This window comes from Streptomyces sp. NPDC002619 (genome assembly GCF_042889305.1).
Lineage (GTDB): Bacteria > Actinomycetota > Actinomycetes > Streptomycetales > Streptomycetaceae > Streptomyces.
Genome location: NZ_JBIAQV010000069.1, coordinates 1 through 24,054, shown reverse-complemented (window position 1 = coordinate 24,054; position 24,054 = coordinate 1). Strand labels below are relative to the sequence as shown.

Here is a 24,054-nt window from a genome sequence, read left to right as displayed (position 1 = left end):
GCCGCGCAGCGCCTCGCCCACTACCAGCGGATGATGGCCCGGCGCCGGCGTCCGAAGGGCCAGCCCGCATCGAAGGGCTACCGGGCGGCGCAGGCGCAGGCGGCGAAGCTGCACAAGAAGGTCGCGCGGCAGCGTGAGGACACCGGCCGCAAGTGGGCGAAGTCCGTGATGCGTGGCCATGACGGGGTGGCGGTGGAGGACTTCCGGCCGAAGTTCCTCGCGAAGACCGCGATGGCCCGCAAGGCGGCCGATGCCGCCATCGCCGCGACGAAGCGTGCCCTGGTCGAGATGGGCCGCAAGCATGGGCGGGACGTCCGTCTCGTGCACCCGGCGTACACCACGATGGACTGTGCGCAGTGCGGGGCGAGAACCAAGCATGCACTGCCTCTTTCGATGAGAACGTATGCCTGCACCGTGTGCGGGGCCGTGTCCCCCAGGGACAAGAACTCCGCTCACGTGATGCTGGTCCGGGCAGGTTGGAACCCGGACGGTGTCGAGGGCGCAAGACCACCTGGGCCGTCGGCTCTGGTGGCGGCCTGAGCCGTAAATCCCCGCTCAACCCTGGAGGGTGGAGAATCCCCTCCCTTCAGGGAGGGGAGCCTTCAAGCTCTTGCGGACGGATCCATCAGTCATGTTCGTGCTTTCCTTCGCTCTCGGCGGCCGCGGCGAACGCGGCCAGTGCCTGATCCCAAAACCGGTCGAGCCAGGCGCGCAGAGCACCCAGCCCGGCCGGGTTGAGCTGGTACACGCGTCGCGTGCCGACCGCTCGGTCCACGACCAGCCCGGCCTTCTTGAGCACCTTCAGGTGCTGGGAGACCGCGGGCCGGCTCACGGGCAGGCCCTCAGCCAGCTGCCCCACTGCCTTGGGACCGTCGACGAGACGCTCGAAGATGGCCCGCCGGGTCGGGTCGGCCAGCGCGGACAAGGCATCCTCGTAAGTCACCACTTACGTAAGCTATGACTTACGGACGGCCGGGTCAAGCAAGACGACGAGACACAGCCACACGAGCGACCAAGCCCCGGCCGGGCGCCAGGCGCGGCCACACCGCACAAGGAAGCGGGCCGAAGACCGCGAGCAAGCCGGACATGGTCACCGCGCCGCCCGGAACCGTGAAGATCAATCCCCCGCCCACGAGCAGTCCGACATGCTCATCACGAGTGGCACGTCCCGAGTTCTACGTCCTCATCCTGAGTGGCAATCAACAATCAGCCCAGCGCCACTGTGGCGAACGACTCCCACTCCTACATCTGGTTGTCGCGGTAAAGCACGGTCAGCCCCGCGCTGGCGATCTGTGCCCGGGCAGGTCCAAAGCAAGCCCCTCAAGGACCTGCGCGGCCTTGGCGCTCGTGCCCCAGCTGCGCCCGTAAGAGCGGACAACAGCGGTCAATGACGGTACGGCCCGCCCTACACAGAGCTCCGCTTCGGGCACGTATACGCAGGCCAGAAGCCGCATCCTTGCGCAAGCGGCGCTGCTGTCCGTGGTCGCCGCCCACAGCCCCCACCACGCCGGCGCCGTCTCACCGTCCGCTTCAGGAACGCGGCCTGAGGACGGCTTCCGCGCCTGGGATCAGACAGACGCCTTGGTGCTGAGGTTGCCGGTCCGATCCGGCCTGCTGGCGAGGCGTACGCGAGTCCAAAGGCTGCGGTGGGCTCGGCCTGTGGTGCCGGTGGGAAAATTCAGGCCAGATCGTCGGGGTTGATGCCCTGGGCCCTCGCCAGGGCGAACAAGACGCGCTCAATGGTGTCGAGACGCTGCGTGATCGTACGATCTCCCGGAGCACCGACGGCATTGGCAAGGGAATCGATGTTCCCGAATGCGGTGACCTGCTGCTCACCGATTCGCTGGAGCTGCTCGCCGTGCTCTGCAAGGGTGCGACCGGTACGGAACGCCTCTGCCTCCAGGTCCCGAAGCCGCTCGTCATTCGTCGACATCTCTCGCGCCATGGCCCCATTCTTCCAGACGTCACAGTGATGCCGTGGACTGCCCAGGATGATCCCGGTCAGTCCCCGGACCGCGAAGGCGCTTGGGTGTAGCTCTTCTTGAGTGAGATCGCTGGTCAGGCCAGGAGTTCGTAGTTGTGCTGGTCAGGGCGGGGGGAGAGCCGTTCGCGTTGCTTCTGGGTGTGGAAGATCCAGTATTCGGGGAAGTCGCCGTTGCTGATGAGAGCGCGGAGGGTGAGGACGGCTTCGGCGCCGGGGACGCTCCACCTGCTGCCGGTGATATCGAGTCGGTCAGCCAGATTCAGGAGCCCGGCCAGCCCAAAGGTGAGCCAGACCGTTCGCTTGGCACGTGCTCCACGTACGACAGAGGCGGGGCGCCCGTTGCAGGTCATGGAGTTCAGGGTGCCCTGCGGTTCGTGGACGAATCCCGCCGTGTGGCCGGCGGGTACGGCGCCGTGGTTTCCGCGAGCTCGGACGACTTCGGCACGTCCGGTGATGAGTCCCGCAGACCGCCGAGCGCCAGGACCGTCATCACCACCGCGGCCCCCGCCGCCACACCGAAACCGCCGTGCGCACCGCCCGCGTCCACCACCCGCCCCGCGACCGCCGCGGCGCCTGCTATTCCTGCCGCACTTGCGGAGTTGCCCCAGGTGAACGCCTGGGTGAGGACGGCGCGCGGGACCGACGACTCTGTGAGGACGGAGGTGAGGATCAGTAGGACCGGCACGGCGAGTCCGGTCAGGGCGAGGGTGGCGCCGACCGCGAGGGGCGCGTCGAGGAAGGTCAGCGGGAGGCTCGCGAGGGCGAGGCAGGCGGCGGCTGCGGCCTGGCGGCGCCGGGGTGAGCCGCCGTGACGCCATGCTCCGTAGGCCCAACCACCCACCAGATTGGTGCAGTTGGAGGCGAAATAGAGCAGCGCTGCCGCGTCCGGCGTGCCGCGTCCGACGGCATACGCGGCGACGGACACCTGCATCGCGCCGAAGAACACCCCGAGCGCGAGGCCGAGCGCGACCTGCCGCAGGAATGCGGAGCGGAGCAGGGCGCGTCCGGCGTGCCGGCGTTCGGCTCGGCCGGTGAGGGGCGGCATGGTGCGGCGCTGGGCGGCGAGGGCGAGCCCGCCGCCGACGACGAGCGCGGCGGCGAGCAGCATCCCGGCGCCCGGGCGGCCCGCCGCACCGAGGACGCTCACCAGGGCCGGGCCGGCCAGGTAGGACACGCCGTTGGCGAGGGCCTCCAGGGCGAAGGCGGTGGGCAGCGCGGCAGCCCGTTCGCCGGACAGCAGGGCGGACCAGCGAGCGGCGGACAGGGCACCGAGCTGGGGCAGCGTTGCCCCGACGAGCACTCCGGCGACGAGGTCCGGAACGGCGCCGGCGAGCAGCAGCGCCACGGCCCCGGCATGTGCGCCCAGCGCGCAGGGAAGCACCCGTGCCTGCCCGAACCGGTCGACAAGGCGCCCGAGTTGGGGCCCGGCGACGGCGTCCGCGACAGCGAACCCGCCGGTGACGAGACCCGCGGCGGCATACGACCCGGTGCGTGCGTGCACCAGCCAGACGATGCCGATCCCCGTCATGGCGATGCCCAGACGCCCGACAGCGGCGGGAAGGAAGAAGGCCGCGGCACCCGAAGTGCGCAGCAGGGTGAGGTAGTTCGCCGAAGCCGAAGGCACGACGCATCCCTTTCGCCGCCCGGCGGGACGCGCCACACGGGGTCGTCGGCGTCCGGATGTGCCGACCCGTGGCTGCGCCTGAAGCCGTCCAGTGGTGACGTGGAGCGGGGACGCGCACCCCACGCCGACTCCGTCACCGGGCAGATGTCATGCGGTAGTTGATGACCTCCTCGAGCATAGAGGAGGGGTGCGGCTCTCCTGGCGTGACTTGTTGGCCGGCGTAGTTGCGGGTTGGTCTGCCGTGATGGCGTGGTGGCTTCTACCGTTTCGGGTAGGAGCGAGGTGGCTGTCGGATGAGTTCGCTGATCGAAGAGCTGCATCGGCGGGAGGCGGCCGTGCGGGACGAAGCGGCCGGGCTTCGGCGTGAGATCGACGCGTTGAACGAGCGTCTGGCGGAGGCGGAGGAGCGTCTGGCCCGGTTGGAAATCACCCGGGAGACGGTCGCGGAGATCCTCGGCGAGGCAGACGCGGATTGTGTGGAGGCCGGTTCGGCCACGGTCCCGGCGAGGGCCGAGGACACGGGGACGGTGTCGGTGGAGTCCGCTCCCGCCTCGCGGATCGGGGTACCGACGGTGCCGCCGTGGCGCCCGGGTATCGCGGTGGCGGTGCTGCCGAAGGCGTATCAGGTCCTGGTCGATGCCGGGCATCCGTTGCGGGCTGGCCAGGTGGCTGCCGCGGCGGGGTTGAGTACCGACAAGTCGAAGGTCGAGGGGCTGCGTGCGAAGTTGAAGCGGCTCGTGGACCGAGGCTGGCTGACCGAGGACGGGGCGGAATCGTCAAGGCGGCAACGGGAGCAGGGCTCTTCTCCCTAGATTCGAAGGTGCCAACCAAACGTCCCCGGAGAGAAGAGCCCGTGGAACGGTACGACACGCCCTCGACAGCTGACCCCTTTGACCGTTCAACGCGTTTGTTCACCACGCTCGTTGCTGACCTCACCGGTCCGGCGAGTGCCGGCCTGCACCACGATGAGCTGGAAGAACTCCTTGACCTGCGGGGCCGCGACGTCCGCTATTTCGAGGACTGTACGCAAGCCGAGCCGGTCACCCAACGAGCCGGTGCCATCGCCGGCGTCGCGCCGTACGCCCTGGATCGCGAGAACGCGGCCCGGCTGTGAGCCGTGTCCGAGGCTCTCGTCCGCTAGCGCTCTACGCTGCGGACATGACCTCGCGACACGAGCAGTGGGCCCGGCTGCGCCGTCAGCTGTGGCGCCCCCCGCGCGCCCATGGCGAGCAGCCGCAGGAGCGAGTCGTCGGCCCGCTCGAACTGTTCTACGACCTGGTCGTGGTCGTGCTGGTGGCCCAGGCCGCCCACCACTTCGCCGGGCACCTCACATGGCGCGGTCTGGGCGAGTTCGCCGCGGTGTTCGCGCTGGTGTGGATCGCCTGGTTCAACGGCAGCCTCCACCACGAGCTGCACGGGCGCGAGGATGCTCGCGGCCGGAGCATGTTCCTGCTGCAGATCCTGGTTCTCGTGCCGCTGGGCGCGTTCATCCCCGAGGCAGGCGGCGCAGGCGGAGTCGCGTTCGCCGTGGAGGCGGGGGTGCTTTTCGCGGTGCTGGCGGTGCTGTGGCTGCTCGCCGCACGCGGTGACAGCCCCGAATTCCGCCGCCCCAGCAGGCTGTTCGTGACCGGGACGGTCGTCTGCGCGGTCGTCCTGGCCGCGAGCGCCGTCCTGCCCGCGGGCGTCCGCGTGCTGACGTGGGGCCTCTTGGCCGTCGCCTACCTGGCGGGGTTCGCGGTCATGATCGGTACGGCCACCCCGGTACAGGCGGTCGCGCTCAGCGTGACTGAGGCGCTCACCGAACGGTTCGGGCTGTTCATCATCATCGTGCTCGGCGAGACCGTCACCGGCGTGGTCGACGGGCTGGCCCACGAACCGACCAGCGCGCTCACCCTCGCCGTCGGCCTCGTCGCCGTCGTCGTCGGCTTCGGTGCCTGGTGGACGTACTTCGACTTCGCCGGCCACCGGCGGCCCAGGCCCACACGCGCGAGCACCGTGCAGTGGATGCTGGTTCACCTGCCGCTCACGGCCGCGGTGGCCGCCATGGGCGCCGCGATGGTCGGCCTCGTCGAGCACGCCCACGACAGCCGGACTCCCGCCGCCACGGCCTGGGTGCTCTGCGCGAGCGCGGCCGTCGTGCTGTGCGCGACGATGGTGCTCGCTACCTCCCTGCGCGTCTGGCGCCTGGACCGCGGGCTCTACTGGCCACTGGCGCGCACCTGCGTCGCCGTGGCCGTCGTGTGTGTGGGAGTCGGTGCCGCACGCCCGGCTCCGCTTGTTCTCGGCCTCACCCTCGTCCTCCTCTTCGGTGTCCCCTGGGGACTGGCCGTGGCGTACCGCCTGGCCGCCGAAGAGAGATCAGCCGCCGAGGAAGCGTCGGGCGCTGCGCAACACAGTGAGCAGGCCGGATGACTTTTCGGCACCCGCAACCCCGCCGCAAGACGGGCGAAGACCCCTACCGGCTGTCCCCCGCTGTCCGCTGCGACTGGACCCGCTTCCTCCAACTCGTCGAACGCGCGCTGCCGCTGGGTCCGTCCGGCCTGACCGACTTGGAGAAGGCGCTGACCCTGGTGCGGGGCAAGCCGTTTGGCGGTCGGCCGCTGCCCTGGGCCGAGCCCTACCAGCCGGAAATGATCACCCGGATCATCGACGTCGCCCACACCGTGGCCACCTACCGCACACCCCCAGGCCCACACCATGACCTCAGCACCGCCCGCCACGCCATCGCGACAGGGCTTGAGGTAGATGAGACCGCTGAACTGCTCTACAGGGACTGGCTCCGAGTAGAAGCCCACGCCGGAAACCGGTCCGGGCTGCACACGGCCATCTCCCGCGTCCAGCAGGTCAACCGCGCCCTCGACTGCTCCCTCGAGCTGGAAACCCAACAACTGATCAATGACCTCCTCAACAACCCAGCTTGGGCACCGTCTACGACGCCGAACCGGCGCCGCGCGGCGTCGACGACATCATCACCGACCCCGGCAACGGCAACGGCAACGGCAACGATGCCGGGCAACAACGCCGTCCCGGGCCGAAGGCCAGGTCCAAGTGGCTGACGGGGTCGGTCCACGACACCGCCGCGCAGGTCGTGGCCGCCGCGTTCGACCAAGCTGAGCACCGCGACCCGGCTCACCGCCGGTGCTGGGTCGTGCTCGTGGACGGGGCCCGCCACCAACTCGACCTCATCACCACCGAAGCCGAACGCCGGGGCGTGAACGTGGACATCGTCATCGACCTCATCCACGTGCTCGAATACCTCTGGGGCGCGGCCTGGTGCCTGCACGAGGCCGGCGATCCGGCCGCCGAAGCCTGGGTCGCCCGCCACGCCCGGACCATCCTCGGCGGCGGCGCCGAACAAGTCGCTACCGCACTGCATACCGCCGCCCGCGCCGCCCGGTTGAAGAGGAACCGACGCAAGGGCATCAACGACGCCATCAGCTACCTCCGCAACAAGGCCCGATACCTGCGCTACGACATCGCGCTGGAGCGCGGCTGGCCGATCGCCACCGGCATCATCGAAGGCGCCTGCCGCCACCTGGTCAAAGACCGCCTCGACATCACGGGAGCCCGCTGGGGCCTGTCCGGCGCCGAGGCCGTCCTCAAGCTCCGCGCCCTGCGCGCCAACGGTGACTTCGACACCTACTGGACCTGGCACGAGCAGCAAGAGTTCACCCGCACCCACCAGGCCCGCTACCGCGACCACCTCAAACTCGCGGCCTGACGGACAGCACCCTCAACGGATCTGCACCCAACTGCGACCCCGTCTCCTGCTGCGACCCCGTCTCCTGTCGCCCATTGCCGCACCGCGGTCCCGATCCCGCTTGATCACGTTGGTCTGGGCACGCATGACGGGCGTCCTGAGAGAGGGGGGAGCGGTCGTCGGCCTCGTCGTCGCCGGCGTCGCTACGACTCGGCATGAGCAGTGAATCCCTTGCGAAAGACATACCGGTGGTGCCCGGTCAGGCAACGGATGCCGGTTCGGCCGCGGTGCGTCGGGTTTCCGGCCAGCGGGTGGCTGCCTGGTTCCGGAGTGCGCTGACCCCTCCCCGCCTGTTGCTGGCGTTGATAGCTGCGCTGGCGGCGGCCGCGTACGCGTGGTCGATCGACACGCAGGCCCTGGAGGCGTACTACGCGGCGGGCGTCCGCAGCATGTCGGGAAGCTGGCACGCCTTCTTCTACGACGCCTTCGACCCGCACGCCGACACCACGTTGGACAAGCTGCCGGGGGCTTTCTGGGTCCAGTCGCTCTTCGTGCGCGCATTCGGCTACTCGGTCCGGTCCATGGTCCTGCCGCAGGTGATCGAGAGCGTGCTGACCGTCCTGGTGCTCTACCGCGCCGTGCACCGTACCGCCGGTACTGCCGCCGCGCTGATCGCCGCGGCGGTGCTGGCCGCGAGCCCGGTGACGGTCTCCTCGACCCGAGGTGACCTCGCGGAGCCGCTGTACCTGCTGTGCACCGTGCTGGCGGCCGACGCCGTACTCCGCGCGGTCGTGGAGAAGCGGCCTCGGTACGGGTATGTGGCGGCCTGCTGGGTAGCGGCGGCTTTCCAGGCCAAGATGGCGGAGGCATGGCTGGTGCTGCCGGCGCTGGCGCTCGCGCTTGTCGCCGGCGCCGCGGTACGACGGCGGCGGGCGGCGGCGGTGCGGGCGGGGCTGATGGTGGTGGTCGCGGCGGCCCTGTCGCTGACCTGGGTGTGCGCCTTCGCCCTCACCCCGGCCTCCGCGCGCCCCGTGGTCGACGGCAGCGTGCACAATTCGGTCCTCGAGCAGGTCTTCGACTACAACGGCGGTCTGCGGTTCGGCCACAATCTGGGCTTCGGCCTCGAACCGCTCGCCCCGCCGAACCGGCAAGCCCTTGCATACGCGCAGCTGAATGCCGAGCCGGCGCACGGCGCCGGTCTCTTCCCGCCGGCGGCCTTCTCCCGGCCCGGCTGGGACCGGCTGTTTGCCGGCGAGCTTGCGCCGGACTGTGCGTGGTTCCTGCCTGCGGCGGTTGCCGGGGCGGCTGCGGTGCTGCTGGCGCGCCGCCGGGCGGGGCCGGGTGATCCGCTCCGCGCCGCGGTTCTGATGTGGTCGACGTGGCTGCTGCTCCACGGCTGGGTGTTCAGCGCCTCGTACCGGATCCACGACTACTACCTCGTGACGCTGGTGCCGCCGCTCGCCGCCCTGACCGGGACGGGCCTCGTCACCCTGTGGCGTGCGGCCCGCCGCGGACGGCGCGCCGCGCGGTGGGCGCTGCCGGCGCTGATCGCGGCGCAGGGCGCCTGGTCCGCGGTGGTCCTCCGGGGTGAGTCGGCCGGCCTGCGCCTGGCGGTGGTGCTGTCGGGCGCGGCGGCGGCCGCCGGTGCGGCCGCCCTTTTGCGCCCCCGGGCCGGCGCGGCACCGGCCGCCTCGGGCGGGGGCACGGGCGCGGGCGCGGGCCGACGGTGGACACGGGTACTGGCGCCGCTCACGGCGGCCGTCACGCTGGCAGCCGGCTTCGCCGGGCCGCTGGCGGCCTGCGGCTGGCTGCTGGCCCGCGCCGGCGGACCGTTCGACACACCCTTCGCCGCCGCCGGTACCGAAGCCCGACCGAGCGCATCGGCACAGGCGGCGCGGTCGCAGCAGCACGGGGTGTACGGGGGGTCGATCTTCCCCGAGATCACGCCGGCGCTCTGGTCCAGGGTGATGGCCAACGGTTCGACCACCCAGCGGGCGGAACTCCGCCGGGGTACCGAACTGCTGGTCTTCCAGGCCTCGGCGGCGGCGTCCGCCATCATGGGCGGAGTCACCGAGATCCAGACGGTCGGCGGCTTCACAGGCAATCTGCCCTACCCGAGCGCCTCCCGGGTGGAACGGCTCATCCGGGACGGCAAGGTCTCCCTGGCCGTCGTGCCGGGCCCCGCTGCCCCCGGCGGCACCGACCCGCGCGTGGCGGCGGTCGAGTCGCTGTGCCGGCGGGAGACCCTCGACCCCGATGCGGACCGGCTCGTCTACCTCTGCTTCCGCTGACGCACGGGGCGCCGCCGGAACTCTCACGACGGCTCCGACCCACGGCACCAGCCGGTACTACAGCCGGTGTTGTCACGGTGAGTGTTCTCGTTGGCGGTACTGGCTGATGCGGGCTTGTGTCTGGTGTCGTCGGCGCCAGCGGTTCCAGTGCAGGGCGAGCCAGGTCCTGGCGGCGCGGGCGGGGGCCAGGACGATCCGGTCGTACATGCGGCGGATCTCGTTCGGGTGCAGATCTTCTGAGGGTTGGTTATAGGTCTGTGACCAGCAGGTTCGTCGTTGGTGGCTTGTGAGGCTCGTAATTGCCGATCAATACGCCCATGGCGCGCAGCCGTTCCAGACTCTGCTGGTAGGCGGGGTGGGCGGCGTTCAGGTAGGGCAGGACGGCGGTGGGGATGCCCATGCCGTACGCCTCGCACAGGATGCCCAGGGCCAGGGTGTCGCAGATGCCGGCAGCCCACTTGTTGACCGTGTTGAAGGTGGCCGGCGCGACCGCGATGGCATCCGCGGGCGGCAGAGGGCGTGCCTCGCCGGGCGTGCGCCAGGCAGAGCGGATCGGATAGCCGGTCCGCGCCTCGACCGCCTCGGTGTCGAGGAAGCCCAGGCCCTGCGGGGTGGCGATGACGCCGACGTCCCAGTGCCGTTCCTGCGCGGCCGTGATCAGCTTGCCGACGTCGCCGGCGATGCCGCATGCGCACACGACGACGTACAGGAAGGGCTTCTTCTCCGGAGCGTTAGGCGGGGTCACGCTGGTCTCCCCGAAGGTGAGCTTCTCGGTTGGCAGTCAGTCGAATCGCCAGGGCCGTCGGCCCGATCGCGCTCAGCGCCCAGAGGCTGCTGGCCCGCCGGGCCCAGTGCCACAGCCGGTCGTCCGTGTCCATAGGCGTGTGGAAGGGCAGAACGGGGATTCCGTGGGCGGCGAACGGCTGGTGGTCGAGATAGCGCAGGCCACCAGTGCCACACAGATAAAGGGTGCTGTCGGTGGCCACGGCGAGGTCGGCAAGGCGCTCGGACCGGCCTTGGCGGGTCTGGATGGCACTGCTTTCCAGCACTTCCCCGCTCCACCCAAGGGCGGTGAGCAAGGCGGTCGTCGATGTCCTTGCGAGGTCCGCCACGCGGTCCGTGGTCTCGTACCGATCGAGGACCGCGTCCACGGCTGCGCGCACAGCAGGCCAGTGGTGGCTGCGTCCGTAGTACTGGCGAATGAGCAGGTTAATTGCACGCCGCGCTCGGCGGGGTTCGGCAAGCAGTGCCTGATTGACCAGCGTGGGGCGCCCGTGGGGCAGGTGCGTGGGTAGCGTGAGCCACTGCTGTTGCCCGGGATCATCCAGCGCGGCAAGCCGGGCGCGGTGCTGGTAGTCGCGCCGCGCGAACTGGACGTCATCGAGAACGATCCACCGGTCTGCGGCATACAACTTGGCCAGCGTGGACAGCCGCGGGAACAGATTCGGTTGGTGGATGGCGCACACCCCGCCGGGCGGCCCGGACCGGCGTGTATCAGCTGTTGATGAGGCGGCTGTCGAAGCCAGCGCCCAGGAGGCGCTCGTAAGCGTCATACACATCCCCCGGTACGTCCTGCGCGACGGCGAAGCCGAGCTTCGGGTACTCGATCACCCGTTGCAGGTCGCCGACGAGCATGTCGACGACGAGCTTCTCGTCGCCGATGGACTTGATGTAGTCGTCCAACTCCAGCGGTTCGGAGGCGCACACGACGTCCACTTCCGGCCACAGCTTGCGGCAGGTCGCGTACGAGCGGCGCTCCATGTACGGCTTGGAGATCAGCAGCAGCGACTCCACCTGCACGCCGGCCTCAGTCAGCAATGTGCGGGAGAGGGAGATGTTCTGCCCGGTGTTCGCCGCCATGGACTCGACCAGGATCGCCTCGTCCGGCACGCCCAAGGCGAGCGCGTGCTCGCGGTAGTGGACGGCCTCGCCACGCGGGAAGCGGGCGCGGGTGGTGGGGCTGTTGCCGCCGCTGAACACCAGCACGGGAAAGAGGCCGGCGCGGTAGAGATCGACCGCTGTGGTGGCCACACCGAGGTCGTGGCTGCCCAGACCGATCGCCGCCGAGCAGGGGCGCACCTCGTGGCCCATCTGGTGGTAGTTCCAGATCAACGTCGCGTCGTGGAACTGCTCGTCGGTGATCTGGCGCTGCTGCTGCACTGGCACTCCCTGTCTCATCCCTGCTGGCCCTTTCGGATGCCCTCGATACTGCGCAGCTGGTGGCTCAGCCCGTACTGCTGGGCCACCTGTGCCGCTTGGTCGAGGACGGACAGCCCATCATTGCGGGTTGCCGCATCCGATAGAAGGATGTGCCCGTACGCGGTGTCCAGCCGCACACGCTGCATCGGGGAGTCGACGGTGCCGGTGGTGCGCGCGATGTCGATGTTGTGCAGGGCCTGCTTCAGGTCGCCGACACCGCGGTGGGCGAGCGCGAGCTTCTGGTGTGCGACCGACCAGTCCTCCGGCTCACCCAACTCCTCGAATGCGCGGGTTGCGGCCGTCATCACGTTGGTGGCGTACTCGTTGTTGCCCTCCTTGCTCAAGGCCGTACCCACCCAGAGCTGGGCCCTGGCGCGGTCGCGAGGGCTTAAGCGCTCGTCCGTGGCGAGGAGTTCGTAGTGGCGGGCGGAGGCTTCGAGCTGGCCCGACATCTCCTGTACGACGGCGAGGGACAGCTCGATCTGCGCCACCCGGCGCGGGATGTCGAGTTCGGTGAACATGCCTCGGGCGGTCCGGTAGGAGTGACGGGCGGAGAGCGGGCCGAGGATCGCGCCCTGGTCCCGCTGAAGGTCGCCGAGCAGGACGAGGGAGCGGCCGTACAAGTAGAGGCCTTTGTCGTCCAAGTGGTGCGGGTCGTGGCTGGCCAGCCAGCGGTTCAACAGGGTGGAGGCGAAGGGGAAGTTCTGGCGGCTGACGCAGACCACGGCGCGCTCGATGTCCTCGGTCCAGGTCTCGTAGTCGGCCGGCCTCGCGCTCTTCCGCTCCGGGAACAGCACTGCCTCGAACCGGGCGTGGACGGCGGCATCGGCACGAGCGAGCGCGGTGTCGAGGATGGCTTGGGTATCGGGCCGCGGCTGGGTTTCGGCTCCCAGGCTCTCCCACTTGGCCACCGTACGCAGCGCGACGCCCAGGTGTTCGGCGAAGGCGCGCGTGCTCATACGCAGTGCGGCGCGCAGAGCGCTCGCCTCCCGGCCTGTCCATTGCTGCACGCTGACCACGGCTGGCCTCCCTCCGTCACGTATGGAAGCACTGTCGGTGACGACGTGGGGCGGGAAGTGCAACGGAAGTACAACAGCAGGTCATTTCAAGGCCGTTCGCGCCAGCCGACGCTGTGGGCATGGACGAGGAACTCATCACGGAACGCCGCCCGGTCACCGGCCCGCAGGTCTTCGGCTACCTGCGACATGTCACCGGTGGCCTGGCTCGCCATGCCGCGTTGGTCGACTGCCTCGCCGAGTACTGCCATCGGCACGAGCTGACCTTGTGTGGCGTCTTCACCGACCGCGAGGCGACGGTAGCCGTCCGCTCCCTCGCCTTCGTCGGTCTTCTCGACGCCCTCGAACTGTCCGACACCTACGGCACTGTGGTCCCCGCCCTCAGCCACCTCGGCCCCAGGCGCATCGCCGCCGAGCGGAAGCGGCAGATAACCGCGACCAGCACCCGTCTGATCGTGGTCCGTTCCATCAGGGCGACCACGGGCCCTGTGCCTTCCCTCGGCGCACGCCCCGACCTCCAGCAGCAAGGGGGCACGTGATGTTCGTACGCGAAGCGCTGCGGAGCGCCCCCATGGTCGACGACGTGCCCGGACTGCGCCTGCTCCAAGTCGGCGACGGCTGGGACCTCGTACGAACTCCCGCGGACATCGGCCTGCTCGTCTTGGCCCACCTGCGAGCCACCGGCGTGCCGATCGGCCCGGTGCTGTACGACAGGCCCAACGAACGCCTCTACTACGCGATCAGGGCCGGCACCGTCGACAGCTGGGACGACCTGCCTGTACGGCATCTCTCCAGCAACTCATGGCTGGTGGCCCGGCGTGGAGCTGATGGACGACTGGTTCGGCGGCTGGTGCGAGCTGCCCGACGACGACACCCTCACGGACGCCGATGCCCTGCGCGCCGCACTTCAGCACCCGTACGTCGACGCCCACCAGAAGGCGCCCTCCGGCGCCTGTCTCCAAAGCACCGAACTTTCCGCCGCATTCGAGGGCGCCCCCTCCACACCCGCACGACTGGAAGGGGACACCTGTGACGACCCGCCTCGTCTCACCGAACACCGTCCTTAGCGCCGAAGACGTCGTGTCCCCGCGCATCCTGGCCACCCCACCCATGGGGGTCTCCCCTGCTCGAGCGAAGCCGAGAGCTTGGGGAAGGATCGTGATGGTCGTCGGCCCCCCTGTCCCCTCCAAGGTCTTCAGCGCACCTGGCCCCGACCGACAGACCGAGCACGAAGAGGCGGACCAGTGAGTACCCGCGCCGTTGTCTGCCACAAGGAGTGGACCCTCCAGCCGGACCGGGAGCCGGACGCCGAGCCCACCAGCTACGCGATGCAGTGCGCGGTCTGCGGCGAGAGCTCACCGCCCAGCACCGATTTCGCTGCACCGCAGATCTGGGTGTTTGAGCACGGCGGCCGCAATCCCTCGCACCACACCTACCGGGAGATCATCACCCGGCCGTGGCGGGCCTGGTGGAAGCCGTGATGGGCCGCGCCGTGAGCCGACTGGCGCGCTACACGGGCCCGCTGCTGATCGTGCTGATCGCCGCCTCGTGCGGCTTCGTGATCGGCGTCGCGGTCGCCACCGCCCCGACCAGCCCCTGAGTTCCCGTCCCTGCCGGACGTAGCCGATCGAGATGTTCCCCCCACCGAGAAGCCCCGGCCGGGGCGGGTCGCAAGCCCCCGCCCCGGGCGGATCAACCGCCCGCAACCCTTGGACAGGTCGAGCGCCGTCCGGGGCGGGCCCGCAATACCACTTCATCCCCCAACCCCAGGAGGAACTCATGCCGAACAAGACCACCACCCCGACGGGCGGGGCCGCCCAGGCCGGACTGGTCAGGGCACGCCGCCAGATCCAGGCCGCGCGTGAGCGGGGCGTCACCCCGTCCGACGGCGGCAGCACCGGCCGTACCGACGGCAACGACTGATCCGGGAGGAGACGCGTGTCGCCGCTGAATCTGGCGGCTCACTTGGGCCAGGACGAGTTCCTGGCCCAAGTGTTCCACCGCCACCACCGCCACATCCCCGCCGCCCTCTCAAACCCGGCCGAGCTGATCGCCTGGGACGACGTCAACACCATCCTGGCCACCCACCGCCTGGAGCCGCCCCGCCTGCGCCTGTCCGCGGACGGCGAGATGCTGCCGGCCCACCGCTACACCGGTCCGGTCACCACCCGCCGGCACACCGTCTGGCAGCGCCTGCACCCCACCGAACTCCACGCCCGGCTCACCGAGGGCGCCTCCCTGGTCATCGACGCCGTCGACGAACTCCACCCGCCCGTCGGCCGCGCCGCTATGGAGCTGGAGCAGTGGCTGCGCACCGGGGTGCAGGCCAACCTGTACGCGTCCTTCACCGCCCGTGAGGGCTTTGGCGTGCACTGGGATGACCACGATGTCGTCGTCATCCAGATCGACGGCGCCAAACGCTGGAAGCTGTACGGCCCCACCCGCACCGCCCCCATGTACAAGGACACCGCCGAGCCCGAGCCGCCGCCGGAGGAACCGGTCATGGAACTGGTCCTGCGTCCCGGGGACGTGCTGTATCTGCCGCGCGGCTGGTGGCACTCGGTGGCCGCCTCCGAGGGCGAGCACTCCCTGCACCTCACCTTCGGCATCCAGACCATCACCGGCGCGCAGCTCCTGTCGTGGCTCGCCGACGACCTGCGCCGCCACGACGTCCTGCGCGAGGACCTGCCCGTACACGCGCCACCTGCGCAGCAGGCCGCTTACCTGGAACGGCTGCGCAAGCAAGTCGCCGCCGCCCTGGAAGATCCAGATCTCATCGGCCGCTATATGGCGATGCGGGACGCCACCGACCTCACCCGCCTGCGGCCCAGCCTGCCCCACATCACCGGCATCCCCGCAGCCCCGGACGTCCGCGTCAGGCTGACCACCGCCCGTGCCCACTTGGATCCCGCGGACAACGGGGACTGCGTGGTGTTCCGGGCCTGCGACACCGAGTGGGAGTTGGGAGATGAGGCGCTGCCGCTGCTGCAGCGTCTGATGTCCGCCGCGCCCTGCGCTGTGTCCCTCGGTGAGCTGGCCGCAGTGGCTGGAATCTCCGTCGCGGATGTGGCGGCTGTCGTCTCCGAGCTGATGGGCGGCCAGGCGGTCACGGTAGAAGGAGCCGAGCGATGACGACGGCCTCTCTCGGGTTGGGCACCTACCGCGTCCGCCCCTCCATGCTGACCGAGGCCGTCACCCGCGCGGCCGCCGATCCCGCTACCGCGTGGGTCGACACAGCGCCCAACTACCTCAACGGGCAGGCCCAGCTGCTGCTCGCCCCGGTTCTTGCCCGGCTTTCGATCCCGGTCTCCACCAAGGTCGGGTTCCTGACCGAACAGGTGGTCAAGGACGCTCTTTGTGATGGCGCCCTCACCATCGATGACGCAGAACGCGGACACTGCCTGAGCGCCCCATACGTCCACTGGCAGTGCGCCCGCAACCGCACCGAACTCGGCCGCGACCACCTGGACATCGTCTTCGTCCACAATCCCGAGCGCAGCGAAGGCGCCCCGTACGAAGCCCTGCGCGACGCCTTCACCGCCCTTGAAGCAGAAGCTGCGGCCGGAACCCTGACGGCATACGGCGTCGCCACCTGGGACGGCTTCGACACCGGCACACTGAGCATCCCCGCTCTGAACCAACTGGCCGTCGAAGCCGCCGGCACCAGGCGGCATCACCTGCGAGCCGTCCAACTGCCCGTATCTCTCGTCACCGCAACCGCCTTCGCCCAGGCCCTGGATGGGACGGGCCCTATCGCGCAGGCAGCCGATCTCGGATGGCAGGTGTATGCCTCGGCACCCCTGTTCGGCGGTGAACTGCCCCACCTTGCCACGCGCGAACTCACCGCGCTGCTGCGCCCGGAACTCACCGTGCCCCAGGCATGCCTCCTCGCAGCAGCCTCCTCCCCCGGGGTGACACGGATTCTGCTCTCCGCCTCCACCCCGGCACACTGGGCCGAGGCACAAGAGACTCTGCGGAGCCCGGCTATCCCTGTGCCCACGCTGCGAAAGGTGCTGGATGTACTCGCCGCCGACTGACCCCGCCGACCAGCAGCGCATGCAACGGGCATTCGCGAGGTCGGCACAGACGCTGGGCGCCACGATGACCGGCCCAAAAGTCTGGGGCTGGCACGGCCGCACCCTCAGCAGCCGCGTCCAGCACCCGGACCGGGGAGCCTGCTGGCTACGCCTGCTCTCCGCGCCAGAGGACAAGGCGGCAGGAAAGATCTGGGAGGGCAATGGCCAGGCCGCCGCGCTGTTCGACCGGCGCATCCGCAAACCACTGCTGTACGACACCACAGAGTCGAGTAGTAACGGCTACGCCTACCAGGCAGAGCTGCACCAGTATGTCGACGAAACCGTCTGCTCCCCCAGCCCCGTCCTGCATACCGATCTGGACCCGCCGACCGCCTGGTGGGACTCGCTCCGCACCGACCTCGAGTACGTGAGCAGCGTCTCCACAGACCGTGTGGCCGTACGACAGGAATGGGTGGACCGCAGCGTCCCACGTTTCCTCAACACGCCCGGCCCCCGCATCACGGACTGGACCACGGCTCACGGAGACCTGCACACCGCCAACCTCACCAGCGCCACCCCCTACCTCCTCGACTGGGAAGGCTTCGGCCTGGCACCAGCCGGCTACGACGCGGCCATGCTGCTGGCGTACTCCCTACTCGTCCCCGGCTTCGCCCAGCATCTCCGGGACGCCTTCCCCGTACTCAAAAGCGAGCCCGGACGCGTCGCGCAGATCATCGTCATCACCGAACTACTGCAATCGGCTTCACGCGGAGACCATCCCGAACTCGTCCCCGCACTCCGAGCCCTGGCCACGGAACTGTGCGGGTGCCGATAAATCATCCGGCTGGTCAAGCGACACGTTGGTATTCGTGGAGGGTTCCGCCGAGTCGGTCTCGTCGGCGGACATCGAGGTGCTCGATCCGCGCTGGCAGGTCGATCGGTTCGGGTAGCGGGCGCAGAGGAGCGGCTTGCCTCAGCGTTCGGTGCGGTCGATGCCCGTTGTAGAAGGTCTCGAACCCGCGGAGTGCGTGGAGGAGGTGACTCTGGTTCCAGATCAGGGTGCGGTCCAGGAGTTCCCTGCGGCAGGTCTGTATCCAGCGCTCCATGAGGGAGTTCATCCGCGGTATCCGCATGCCGGTGGTGACGACCTTCAGCCCGGCATCGGCCAGCAGCGCGTCGAAAGCGGCGGTGAACTTCGAGTCTCGGTCCCGGATCAAGAATCTGGCCCTGCTGCCCGCGTCCTCCAGGTCCATGAGGAGATTGCGTCCGAGCTGCACGAGCCATTCCGCGGTCGGGTGCACGGTGGCGCCCAGGATCCGGATACGCCTCGTTGAATGCTCGATGACCGCGACGACGTACAGGCGAGTCCCGGTCAGGGCGCGGGTCTCGAAGAGATCGCAGGCGAGCAGGGCATCGGCTTGGCTGCGTAGGAAGTCGGCCCAGGTGGTGCTCTGCCGTTCGGGCGCGGGCGGGATGCCGTGTTCTTTGAGGATCTCCCAGATGGTCGAGGCGGCGACCTTGATGCCGAGCGCGGCGAGCTCGCCGTGGATGCGGCGATATCCCCACGAGCTGTTCTCGCTGGCCAAGCGCAGGACCAGGGCGCGGATCGAGCGGATCGTGGGTGGGCGTCCGCGGCGTTTCGGCACGCAGGTCGCAGCATGACGTCGCTTGAGCAGGTCGCGGTGCCACCGCAAGACCGTGTCGAGGCGTACCAGCCGCAGGAGGTGCCGGAGCTTGTCCCTTCGGGAGGTGGTGGAGCAGGCCGGCGAGCACAGCGCGGTCCGTGTCGGAGAACGCAGGCTTCCCGGTCTGGCGTTGCAGGACCAGCAGTTGGTGCCGCAGGGCAAGGATCTCGATGTCCTTGCCCCGGTCGCTCATCGGCAGCAGGCGCAGGAGAGCGAAGGTGTAAGTAGCGGCGAGGTAGGCCAGGCGCAGCAGCACGACAGATCATCATGCCGTCGATGCCCTGCCCAGGCGAAGACGGTGGGGCGAGCGACCGCACGGTCCGAGATCGGCGATCAAGGCCGCGACCTGGACAGATGATTTATCGGCACCCGCAATGCTCCGCAGTGCACTGTCCGCCGCCATCCGCGCCCTGCGCGACCCCGACTGGCTCTCCTTCACCCCGCACCGTGCGTGTTGGTACTTTCGCGTCAACAGCACCAGCGTGCACTGCCTGGGGGTGGAGTTCACCGATGTGGAGGGGATCGACATCGGGCTGTTGGCGGTTCGTCGCTTCAGGCTGAGGGGAGGTGAAGTGCTGCGGGGCACGAGGCGGGTGAGAGAAGCTGTGATCGAAGATCTACGGGGCCGGGCGTCTGGTGAGGGGAGATCATGGGGATTTCGCTGACTGAAGCGTTGGGGGAGCTGCGGCGGGAGCTGTACGCGGCGCAGGACGAGGGAGCCGGACAGCAGTTCCAGTTCGAGGTAGAGCAGGCACAGCTGTCACTGGAGGTGGAATTCCGCCGGGACGGCAACGGCAAGGTGAAGGTCGAGGTAGGAGCACTGGGCGCCAAGGCCGGCGGGGAGGCCGGCGGCGGGTTGGGCAGTACACGGCGGCAGGTGCTGACACTGACGCTCCAGGTCCGTGACGAAGCGCGGGGCGGGGAGCGAGCCAAAATCCGTCGCACCACTGGCGGCCTGGACACCGCAGCCGCCGGCACGGCCGGACACGACCCAGGCGCGGAACCATCGGACGCCACCACAGGCCTAGTCGAGGAGGGTGCGGCGCCACGGCCTTGGGAGTTGTGAGATGGATCCGCAGCGGCTGGTCCTGGTGCGTACCGGCGGCCCGGGCGGTTCAGGGTCCGGCTACTTGGTGGGCCCTCAACTCGTTCTGACGGCGCTGCACGTCGTGCTCCACGAGGGCCGGTGGGTGGACCGAGTGACAACCCGGGTGGGCCACCCCCGCTATGGGGCCAGTCCGGTGCAGAGGCGAGCGCAGGTGTGCTGGCCGGATACCCGGCACAGCATCCGGGCTGACGACGCCCTGGACGTGGCGCTGTTATGGCTCGAGGAGCCGGTGCCGACCCCGGGAGGGCCGGTGCGGTGGGGGCGACCCGGCGGCGTCGCCCCGGTGCCGTTCGAAGGCGCGGGCTTCCCCGCCTTTGCCGCAGACGACGGGAGCGAGGCACAGTCCGAGTACCTACGCGGAGACCTGCCGGTGGTCTCCACCTCGTCGTCGGGCTGGGTGCTGGACTGCCCGGTGTGGCCGGCACCCCGGGCTGACGAGCTGCGGCTGTGGGCGGGCGCCTCGGGCTCGGCGATCTTCTGCCATGGCCGGCTCGTCGGGATAGCGGTCGAGGACAACCGGACCATGGGCTGGCGCCGCCTGCACGCCGTCCCCATCCACGAAGCCCTGAGCCTTCCCGGCTTCGCCGACCTCGTCAGCCGGCACGGACATCCCGGCACCACCACCGCCACAGACGAACTGACCCGCCGGCCCGAATGGCTTCGCACCCACGACGAGGCCCTCACCCACCTCGGAGCCAAGGGCAAGTTCCTCACCAAGGACCGCCTGCCCTACCTGCCGCCCGACCCCGGCCACAAAGCCTCCCCCGGCAAGATCCTCACCCGTCTCACCGGCACCTCCGACTCCGTCGGCTACGGGACCCCACTGCGTGGCGTCCTCCTCACCGGCCCCGCCGGCGCCGGAAAAACCCGCACCTGTCTCGAAGTCGCCCAGCGCGCGGTGGACGAGGACTGGGAGGTCTTCCACCCGCGCCCGGACACCGACCTGCGCGCGGAGCAGCTCCTGGACGGCGTCCGCGAAGCCGTCAGCGGGCACGAGGGCCAGGTGCTCCTCGTTCTCGACTACGTCGACCGGTATCACAGCCTCAATCTGCGCGATCTCGCTGCGCTTCTGGATGCCGAGGCCGAGCACGGCCTGCGCATCTCCTGCGTCGCCTCCGTCCGCCCCGGTGCTCTCAAAGACCTCGCCAACCGCGGCTACCAGGTCCTGTTCACCCTCGTCGAACTCTCCAGCGACGAGGAACGCGAACGGACTCTCGCCCGGCACATCTTCGAACGGGTCGCCAAAAAGTCCCTCGCCGTTCTCGGATATGAGAGGATGGCCGACCTTTGCAGCACCCGCCCCGTCCTCGCCCTGCTGCTCGCCCTCGAACTCGAGCGACTGGCCGAGGCACGACGACTCGACCCCGACGCTTCCGACGCACCTCGCCCCGGCGTCCTCATCGACTGGTTCGAGCAACGCACCGGAGAGGAGTTCGGTCAGGCATCCGACCCGGTGGAACCACTCGCCGCGACCGCTGCAGCTCTTGCCTGCATCGACACCCGCGATGCCGTTGAACGAGCCGCTGACACCCTACTACGCCGGGGCACGAACGCCCCCGGTATCACTGGGGCATGGGTCGTCGCCCGTCTCAAGACGCACGGATGGCTGCTCACCACGGCCGACTACCCCGAGGAGACCCTCGATGTCTTCCACGACATCGTCACCGATCTCTTCCTCAGCCAGACTTGCCTCCCCGACGGCTACACCTTCGCCCCGAACATCCTCCAGGAACTCCTGGACGCCCTGTGCGGCGACATACGCTCCCTGCGCCGAGCCGTAGGACACCTCAACCGCTGGGGAAGCGACCTCAACGGAACACACCACGGCGAACTCGCCCGGGCCTGCGCCATTTGGCTGAAGGTCAACAGTGCCACCGTCCTCGACATGGCCCGTCAGGCCCCCGACGAAGGCATGCGCACCCTCGTCTCGATGTTCTCCGCCACCCCCTGGCGCCGAGCAGTCGTCGACCGGTGGAACACCGTTGTCACCCCCTGGCTGAAAGGAGCCGACCCCGCCCGCGTCCGCACCTTCCTCACCGACGCCGCCCTCAACTGCGGCCAGGCCCCCGCCGCCCTCCTCCAGGCTGCCCAGGGCTGGCTCGCCCGGCACGCCGCCGACGACCCCGATGCCATCCACCTCGTCAACGCCCTCGCGCACGCCACCACCGGCCCCAACGGCCCCACCGACGCCTACGAGCAGTACGTCGCCGCCCCCGCCCGCGACTGGCTCGACGGGCACGGCACCACCCGCGACGGCCGCATCCTTTTCCACACTCTCCTGCGCCACACCGGACACCGCCCCGACATTGCTGCCCACGCCGCCCACACCGCTGTGGAACTCGCCGACGACCTCAGCCAGGAACTCGCGACCGGCCGCCTGCTCACCACCCTCCACCGCACCGAGCACCTCCCTGCCACCGACCGTGCCCAGCTCGCGAAAGCCACCCACGAGTGGCTGGCCAAATACGGCACCCATGAACAGGCCACCTACGTCTACACAGCGACTTTACCCAGCCCCCACCTGCCTCGCGTCGATCCCATCGCTGTGTCCGCCCTCGCATGGCTCCGCTGGCACGGCGACAAACCCGACGCCAGCTTCGTCCTGAAAGCCCTACTCAAGACCCCCGACTTGCACCCCGACGCAGTCCGCCGGACCGTGCAGTACGCCCACACCTGGCTCTCCGACGAGAAGAACGGGCTGGACGCCAGCGCCTCCTTCGTCCTCGCCCCCCTGCTCCACGAAGCCACCCTCACGGCCGTCCCCGAATCGGCCCCGAAGAGCGCCAGGGCCGCACTCGCCTGGCTCGAACGGCACCCGTGCCTACAGGCGGCGTCCTTCGTCCTGAGCAACCTGCTGAAGTACCACGACAACGCCACCGCCGACCCCGACTCCGACATCCTCACGAACAGAGCCTTCTCCGCCACCAGGACCTGGCTTGCGGCCAACGACACCTGGCACCGACCGCTCTTGCGTGCCTACATCGCCAAGCGGAGTGACACGCAGAAGGAGCAGTCACTCGAGGCGGTGGACGCAGTCCTCGCCCGCATGCGCACGACACCACGCACGGAGCTGGATGACAGCTTCGTCCTGCGTGACCTGCTATCGCTGAACGGCCTGCGCCGCGACCAGCGGGAAGAAATCCTCCGGCACGCAGGCAGCTGGCTCGAAGCCCATCCCGAGGACCCGCAGGGCTCCTTCGTCCTCGCCCCGTACCTCTATCGCAGCCGCCATGACAACAGCAGAGAAGCCCACAAGGCCGGCATCGACCGGGCGCTGCGCTGGCTGGAGAAGAACAGCGACAGCGACACAGCGGCCTACGTACTGGTCAATCTCCACAGTGCCCGCCACACCGCCACCGAAGGCCTCGATGCGCCGACCGTCGCGCGCCTCGTATCCGGTCACGTCCTGCGCTGGGTCCGGGCCTGCCCCATGCACGTCAGGAGCACCACGTTGCTGTACAAGACGCTCATGCGGAGGGACGCGCTGGGGGACGACGGGGGACGAACAGCGCTCGACGCGGTCCGGGCCTGGCTCGCCGCACGCGACCGCACACCGGAAACTGCGGACGAAGAGAACCGGATCCTGAACCGCCTGTTGGTCGCGAGCCTCAAGTACCCGGACACGCTGCCCCATGCCGCCCGGTGCGCGAAGAACAGACTCGACCTCGACCACCCCGGTCCGGGCGACGACAGAGTGCTCCAGGAACTCCTGCGCCACTACACGGACGACGAGAACCCCGACCCCGAGCTGATGCACGCCGCACTCGACTGGCTGGCGGCATACATTCCCAACGAAACGGCTCACCGCCTGCTCGCCCGGCTGCTGAACCTGCGCCATGCCCCACACGGCGAACGGCTGGCGACGATTACACACGCGATGAACCTGCTCCGGTCACCGTATGGCGTCTACCAGACCGCCGGGCACGTCCTGGCACACCTGTTGATCACCCTGCAGAGAACTCCCCATCCGCATCCCGACGTGCTCCCCGTCGCACTCTCCTGGCTGAGTAAACACGGACACCGAGGCAGCGCCAAACACGTCCTGCACGCACTCGCCGCCTACGACCCCGGCCTCGCCCACCACCCCACGCTGCGTACCCACGCCAAGGACTGGGCCGCCGCCCACCCCGACGCCACCGACGACATCCAGACCTACCTAACGGCCTACCTGCCCCCAACCTGACCCTGCCCTTGCCGAATACCTCGTCCGCCCTGGTGGGAGCGGGTGTGCCGGAGCTTCGCGGATAGCGGCCGCGGTCGCTGGAGTCGGCGCTCTCGCACGGCTGTCGACCACGCGGCAACATGATCGACCGTGCTGCTGCGACTGGCCTACCCGGGTGTCACGAACGCGTTCGCGCTGCTGCGCTTGCTACCGATGAGCGATCGGGAGAAGGACGCAGAGATCCTCGCCCTGCGCCATCAGATCACGGT

At 69.5% G+C, this 24,054-nt stretch carries 23 protein-coding genes and 3 pseudogenes; 16 read left to right on the top strand and 10 right to left on the bottom strand.

Going from position 1 to position 24,054, the window contains the following annotated elements; genetic code table 11:
- Positions 1–540, top strand: a 540-nt coding sequence (locus tag ACFYXB_RS42145; RefSeq protein ID WP_389590501.1) for an RNA-guided endonuclease TnpB family protein, incomplete at its 5' end; no start/stop codon positions are given.
- Between the two features lie 85 nt (positions 541–625).
- Here ACFYXB_RS42145 and ACFYXB_RS42140 read toward each other — a convergent pair.
- The 4 genes and pseudogenes from ACFYXB_RS42140 to ACFYXB_RS42125 all read right to left on the bottom strand — a co-directional run bounded on the left by ACFYXB_RS42140 (position 626) and on the right by ACFYXB_RS42125 (position 3,608).
- Positions 626–946 (bottom strand): ArsR/SmtB family transcription factor, encoded by a 321-nt coding sequence (locus ACFYXB_RS42140; RefSeq protein WP_389590499.1) that lies wholly within the window; start codon positions 944–946, stop codon positions 626–628.
- A gap of 732 nt (positions 947–1,678) precedes the next feature.
- Positions 1,679–1,945 (bottom strand): hypothetical protein, encoded by a 267-nt coding sequence (locus ACFYXB_RS42135; protein ID WP_389590498.1) that lies wholly within the window; start codon positions 1,943–1,945, stop codon positions 1,679–1,681.
- Positions 1,946–2,058: 113 nt separating this feature from the next.
- Positions 2,059–2,241 (bottom strand): annotated as a pseudogene (locus ACFYXB_RS42130) (ISKra4 family transposase); the annotation flags it as partial.
- A 98-nt stretch (positions 2,242–2,339) separates the two neighbouring features.
- Positions 2,340–3,608: an MFS transporter gene (locus ACFYXB_RS42125; protein ID WP_389590496.1), complete on the bottom strand. Its 1,269-nt coding sequence runs from the start codon at positions 3,606–3,608 to the stop codon at positions 2,340–2,342.
- Positions 3,609–3,901: 293 nt separating this feature from the next.
- On the opposite strand from ACFYXB_RS42125, the gene ACFYXB_RS42120 reads away from it, so the two are divergent.
- From ACFYXB_RS42120 to ACFYXB_RS42095, 6 genes and pseudogenes are all read left to right on the top strand, one after another.
- Entirely contained in the window at positions 3,902–4,420 is a 519-nt protein-coding gene (locus tag ACFYXB_RS42120; protein ID WP_389590494.1) for a hypothetical protein, read from the top strand.
- A gap of 41 nt (positions 4,421–4,461) precedes the next feature.
- Positions 4,462–4,722 (top strand): hypothetical protein, encoded by a 261-nt coding sequence (locus tag ACFYXB_RS42115; RefSeq protein WP_351361037.1) that lies wholly within the window; start codon positions 4,462–4,464, stop codon positions 4,720–4,722.
- 44 nt (positions 4,723–4,766) lie between these two features.
- Positions 4,767–6,020, top strand: coding sequence for a low temperature requirement protein A (locus tag ACFYXB_RS42110; RefSeq protein ID WP_389590493.1), 1,254 nt, complete (start codon positions 4,767–4,769; stop codon positions 6,018–6,020).
- 17 nt (positions 6,021–6,037) lie between these two features.
- Positions 6,038–6,520, top strand: a pseudogene (locus ACFYXB_RS42105) (bacterial transcriptional activator domain-containing protein); the annotation flags it as partial.
- A gap of 5 nt (positions 6,521–6,525) precedes the next feature.
- Positions 6,526–7,329 carry a hypothetical protein gene (locus ACFYXB_RS42100; RefSeq protein ID WP_389590491.1) on the top strand — a complete coding sequence of 268 codons (804 nt, stop codon included), beginning with the start codon at positions 6,526–6,528 and terminating at the stop codon, positions 7,327–7,329.
- Between the two features lie 194 nt (positions 7,330–7,523).
- On the top strand, positions 7,524–9,599 hold the full coding sequence (locus ACFYXB_RS42095) for an ArnT family glycosyltransferase (RefSeq protein WP_389590490.1): 2,076 nt from the start codon (positions 7,524–7,526) through the stop codon (positions 9,597–9,599).
- Positions 9,600–9,671: 72 nt separating this feature from the next.
- On the opposite strand, the gene ACFYXB_RS42090 is transcribed toward ACFYXB_RS42095, so the two are convergent.
- The 5 genes from ACFYXB_RS42090 to ACFYXB_RS42070 are packed head-to-tail and all read right to left on the bottom strand — an operon-like array spanning position 9,672 to position 12,817.
- Entirely contained in the window at positions 9,672–9,806 is a 135-nt protein-coding gene (locus ACFYXB_RS42090) for a hypothetical protein (protein WP_389590488.1), read from the bottom strand.
- 40 nt (positions 9,807–9,846) lie between these two features.
- Positions 9,847–10,344 (bottom strand): flavoprotein, encoded by a 498-nt coding sequence (locus ACFYXB_RS42085; RefSeq protein WP_389590486.1) that lies wholly within the window; start codon positions 10,342–10,344, stop codon positions 9,847–9,849.
- Positions 10,331–11,065 (bottom strand): WbqC family protein, encoded by a 735-nt coding sequence (locus ACFYXB_RS42080; protein WP_389590485.1) that lies wholly within the window; start codon positions 11,063–11,065, stop codon positions 10,331–10,333. Before ACFYXB_RS42080 ends, ACFYXB_RS42085 begins: the two co-directional genes overlap by 14 nt.
- 28 nt (positions 11,066–11,093) lie before the next feature.
- Positions 11,094–11,777: a YdcF family protein gene (locus ACFYXB_RS42075; RefSeq protein ID WP_389590484.1), complete on the bottom strand. Its 684-nt coding sequence runs from the start codon at positions 11,775–11,777 to the stop codon at positions 11,094–11,096.
- Positions 11,774–12,817, bottom strand: a complete 1,044-nt coding sequence (locus ACFYXB_RS42070; protein ID WP_388508726.1) for a helix-turn-helix domain-containing protein — start codon at positions 12,815–12,817, stop codon at positions 11,774–11,776. Before ACFYXB_RS42070 ends, ACFYXB_RS42075 begins: the two co-directional genes overlap by 4 nt.
- Before the next feature lie 119 nt (positions 12,818–12,936).
- On the opposite strand from ACFYXB_RS42070, the gene ACFYXB_RS42065 reads away from it, so the two are divergent.
- The 7 genes from ACFYXB_RS42065 (at position 12,937) to ACFYXB_RS42035 (ending at position 17,665) form a co-directional block, all read left to right on the top strand.
- Positions 12,937–13,353: a hypothetical protein gene (locus tag ACFYXB_RS42065; RefSeq protein WP_389590482.1), complete on the top strand. Its 417-nt coding sequence runs from the start codon at positions 12,937–12,939 to the stop codon at positions 13,351–13,353.
- 279 nt (positions 13,354–13,632) lie between these two features.
- Positions 13,633–13,881, top strand: a complete 249-nt coding sequence (locus ACFYXB_RS42060) for a hypothetical protein (protein WP_389590480.1) — start codon at positions 13,633–13,635, stop codon at positions 13,879–13,881.
- 177 nt (positions 13,882–14,058) lie between these two features.
- Positions 14,059–14,295: a hypothetical protein gene (locus ACFYXB_RS42055; protein ID WP_389590479.1), complete on the top strand. Its 237-nt coding sequence runs from the start codon at positions 14,059–14,061 to the stop codon at positions 14,293–14,295.
- 298 nt (positions 14,296–14,593) lie between these two features.
- The gene (locus ACFYXB_RS42050) at positions 14,594–14,737 is read left to right on the top strand and encodes a hypothetical protein (RefSeq protein WP_388508711.1); all 144 of its coding nucleotides are present in this window, start codon (positions 14,594–14,596) and stop codon (positions 14,735–14,737) included.
- 15 nt (positions 14,738–14,752) lie between these two features.
- Positions 14,753–15,946 (top strand): cupin domain-containing protein, encoded by a 1,194-nt coding sequence (locus ACFYXB_RS42045; RefSeq protein WP_389590478.1) that lies wholly within the window; start codon positions 14,753–14,755, stop codon positions 15,944–15,946.
- Positions 15,943–16,851 carry an aldo/keto reductase gene (locus ACFYXB_RS42040; RefSeq protein ID WP_389590476.1) on the top strand — a complete coding sequence of 303 codons (909 nt, stop codon included), beginning with the start codon at positions 15,943–15,945 and terminating at the stop codon, positions 16,849–16,851. Before ACFYXB_RS42045 ends, ACFYXB_RS42040 begins: the two co-directional genes overlap by 4 nt.
- Positions 16,832–17,665 (top strand): phosphotransferase, encoded by an 834-nt coding sequence (locus ACFYXB_RS42035; RefSeq protein ID WP_389590474.1) that lies wholly within the window; start codon positions 16,832–16,834, stop codon positions 17,663–17,665. Before ACFYXB_RS42040 ends, ACFYXB_RS42035 begins: the two co-directional genes overlap by 20 nt.
- A gap of 13 nt (positions 17,666–17,678) precedes the next feature.
- Here ACFYXB_RS42035 and ACFYXB_RS42030 read toward each other — a convergent pair.
- Positions 17,679–18,771 (bottom strand): annotated as a pseudogene (locus ACFYXB_RS42030) (integrase core domain-containing protein).
- A 393-nt stretch (positions 18,772–19,164) separates the two neighbouring features.
- On the opposite strand from ACFYXB_RS42030, the gene ACFYXB_RS42025 reads away from it, so the two are divergent.
- Positions 19,165–19,581 (top strand): trypco2 family protein, encoded by a 417-nt coding sequence (locus ACFYXB_RS42025; protein ID WP_389590472.1) that lies wholly within the window; start codon positions 19,165–19,167, stop codon positions 19,579–19,581.
- Between the two features lies 1 nt (position 19,582).
- A complete protein-coding gene (locus tag ACFYXB_RS42020; RefSeq protein ID WP_389590470.1) occupies positions 19,583–23,806 on the top strand; it encodes a hypothetical protein in 4,224 nt (1,407 codons plus the stop codon).
- Positions 23,807–24,054: the final 248 nt, after the last annotated feature.

Excerpts from the sequence above, each read along its gene's own strand:
- ACFYXB_RS42135 (WP_389590498.1), bottom strand. The coding sequence starts at position 1,945 with ATGGCGCGAGAGATGTCGACGAATGACGAGCGGCTTCGGGACCTGGAG.
- ACFYXB_RS42120 (WP_389590494.1), top strand. The coding sequence starts at position 3,902 with ATGAGTTCGCTGATCGAAGAGCTGCATCGGCGGGAGGCGGCCGTGCGG.
- ACFYXB_RS42110 (WP_389590493.1), top strand. The coding sequence starts at position 4,767 with ATGACCTCGCGACACGAGCAGTGGGCCCGGCTGCGCCGTCAGCTGTGG.
- ACFYXB_RS42095 (WP_389590490.1), top strand. The coding sequence starts at position 7,524 with ATGAGCAGTGAATCCCTTGCGAAAGACATACCGGTGGTGCCCGGTCAG.
- ACFYXB_RS42090 (WP_389590488.1), bottom strand. The coding sequence starts at position 9,806 with ATGTACGACCGGATCGTCCTGGCCCCCGCCCGCGCCGCCAGGACCTGG.
- ACFYXB_RS42075 (WP_389590484.1), bottom strand. The coding sequence starts at position 11,777 with ATGAGACAGGGAGTGCCAGTGCAGCAGCAGCGCCAGATCACCGACGAG.
- ACFYXB_RS42065 (WP_389590482.1), top strand. The coding sequence starts at position 12,937 with ATGGACGAGGAACTCATCACGGAACGCCGCCCGGTCACCGGCCCGCAG.
- ACFYXB_RS42050 (WP_388508711.1), top strand. The coding sequence starts at position 14,594 with ATGCCGAACAAGACCACCACCCCGACGGGCGGGGCCGCCCAGGCCGGA.
- ACFYXB_RS42040 (WP_389590476.1), top strand. The coding sequence starts at position 15,943 with ATGACGACGGCCTCTCTCGGGTTGGGCACCTACCGCGTCCGCCCCTCC.
- ACFYXB_RS42035 (WP_389590474.1), top strand. The coding sequence starts at position 16,832 with ATGTACTCGCCGCCGACTGACCCCGCCGACCAGCAGCGCATGCAACGG.
- ACFYXB_RS42025 (WP_389590472.1), top strand. The coding sequence starts at position 19,165 with ATGGGGATTTCGCTGACTGAAGCGTTGGGGGAGCTGCGGCGGGAGCTG.
- ACFYXB_RS42020 (WP_389590470.1), top strand. The coding sequence starts at position 19,583 with ATGGATCCGCAGCGGCTGGTCCTGGTGCGTACCGGCGGCCCGGGCGGT.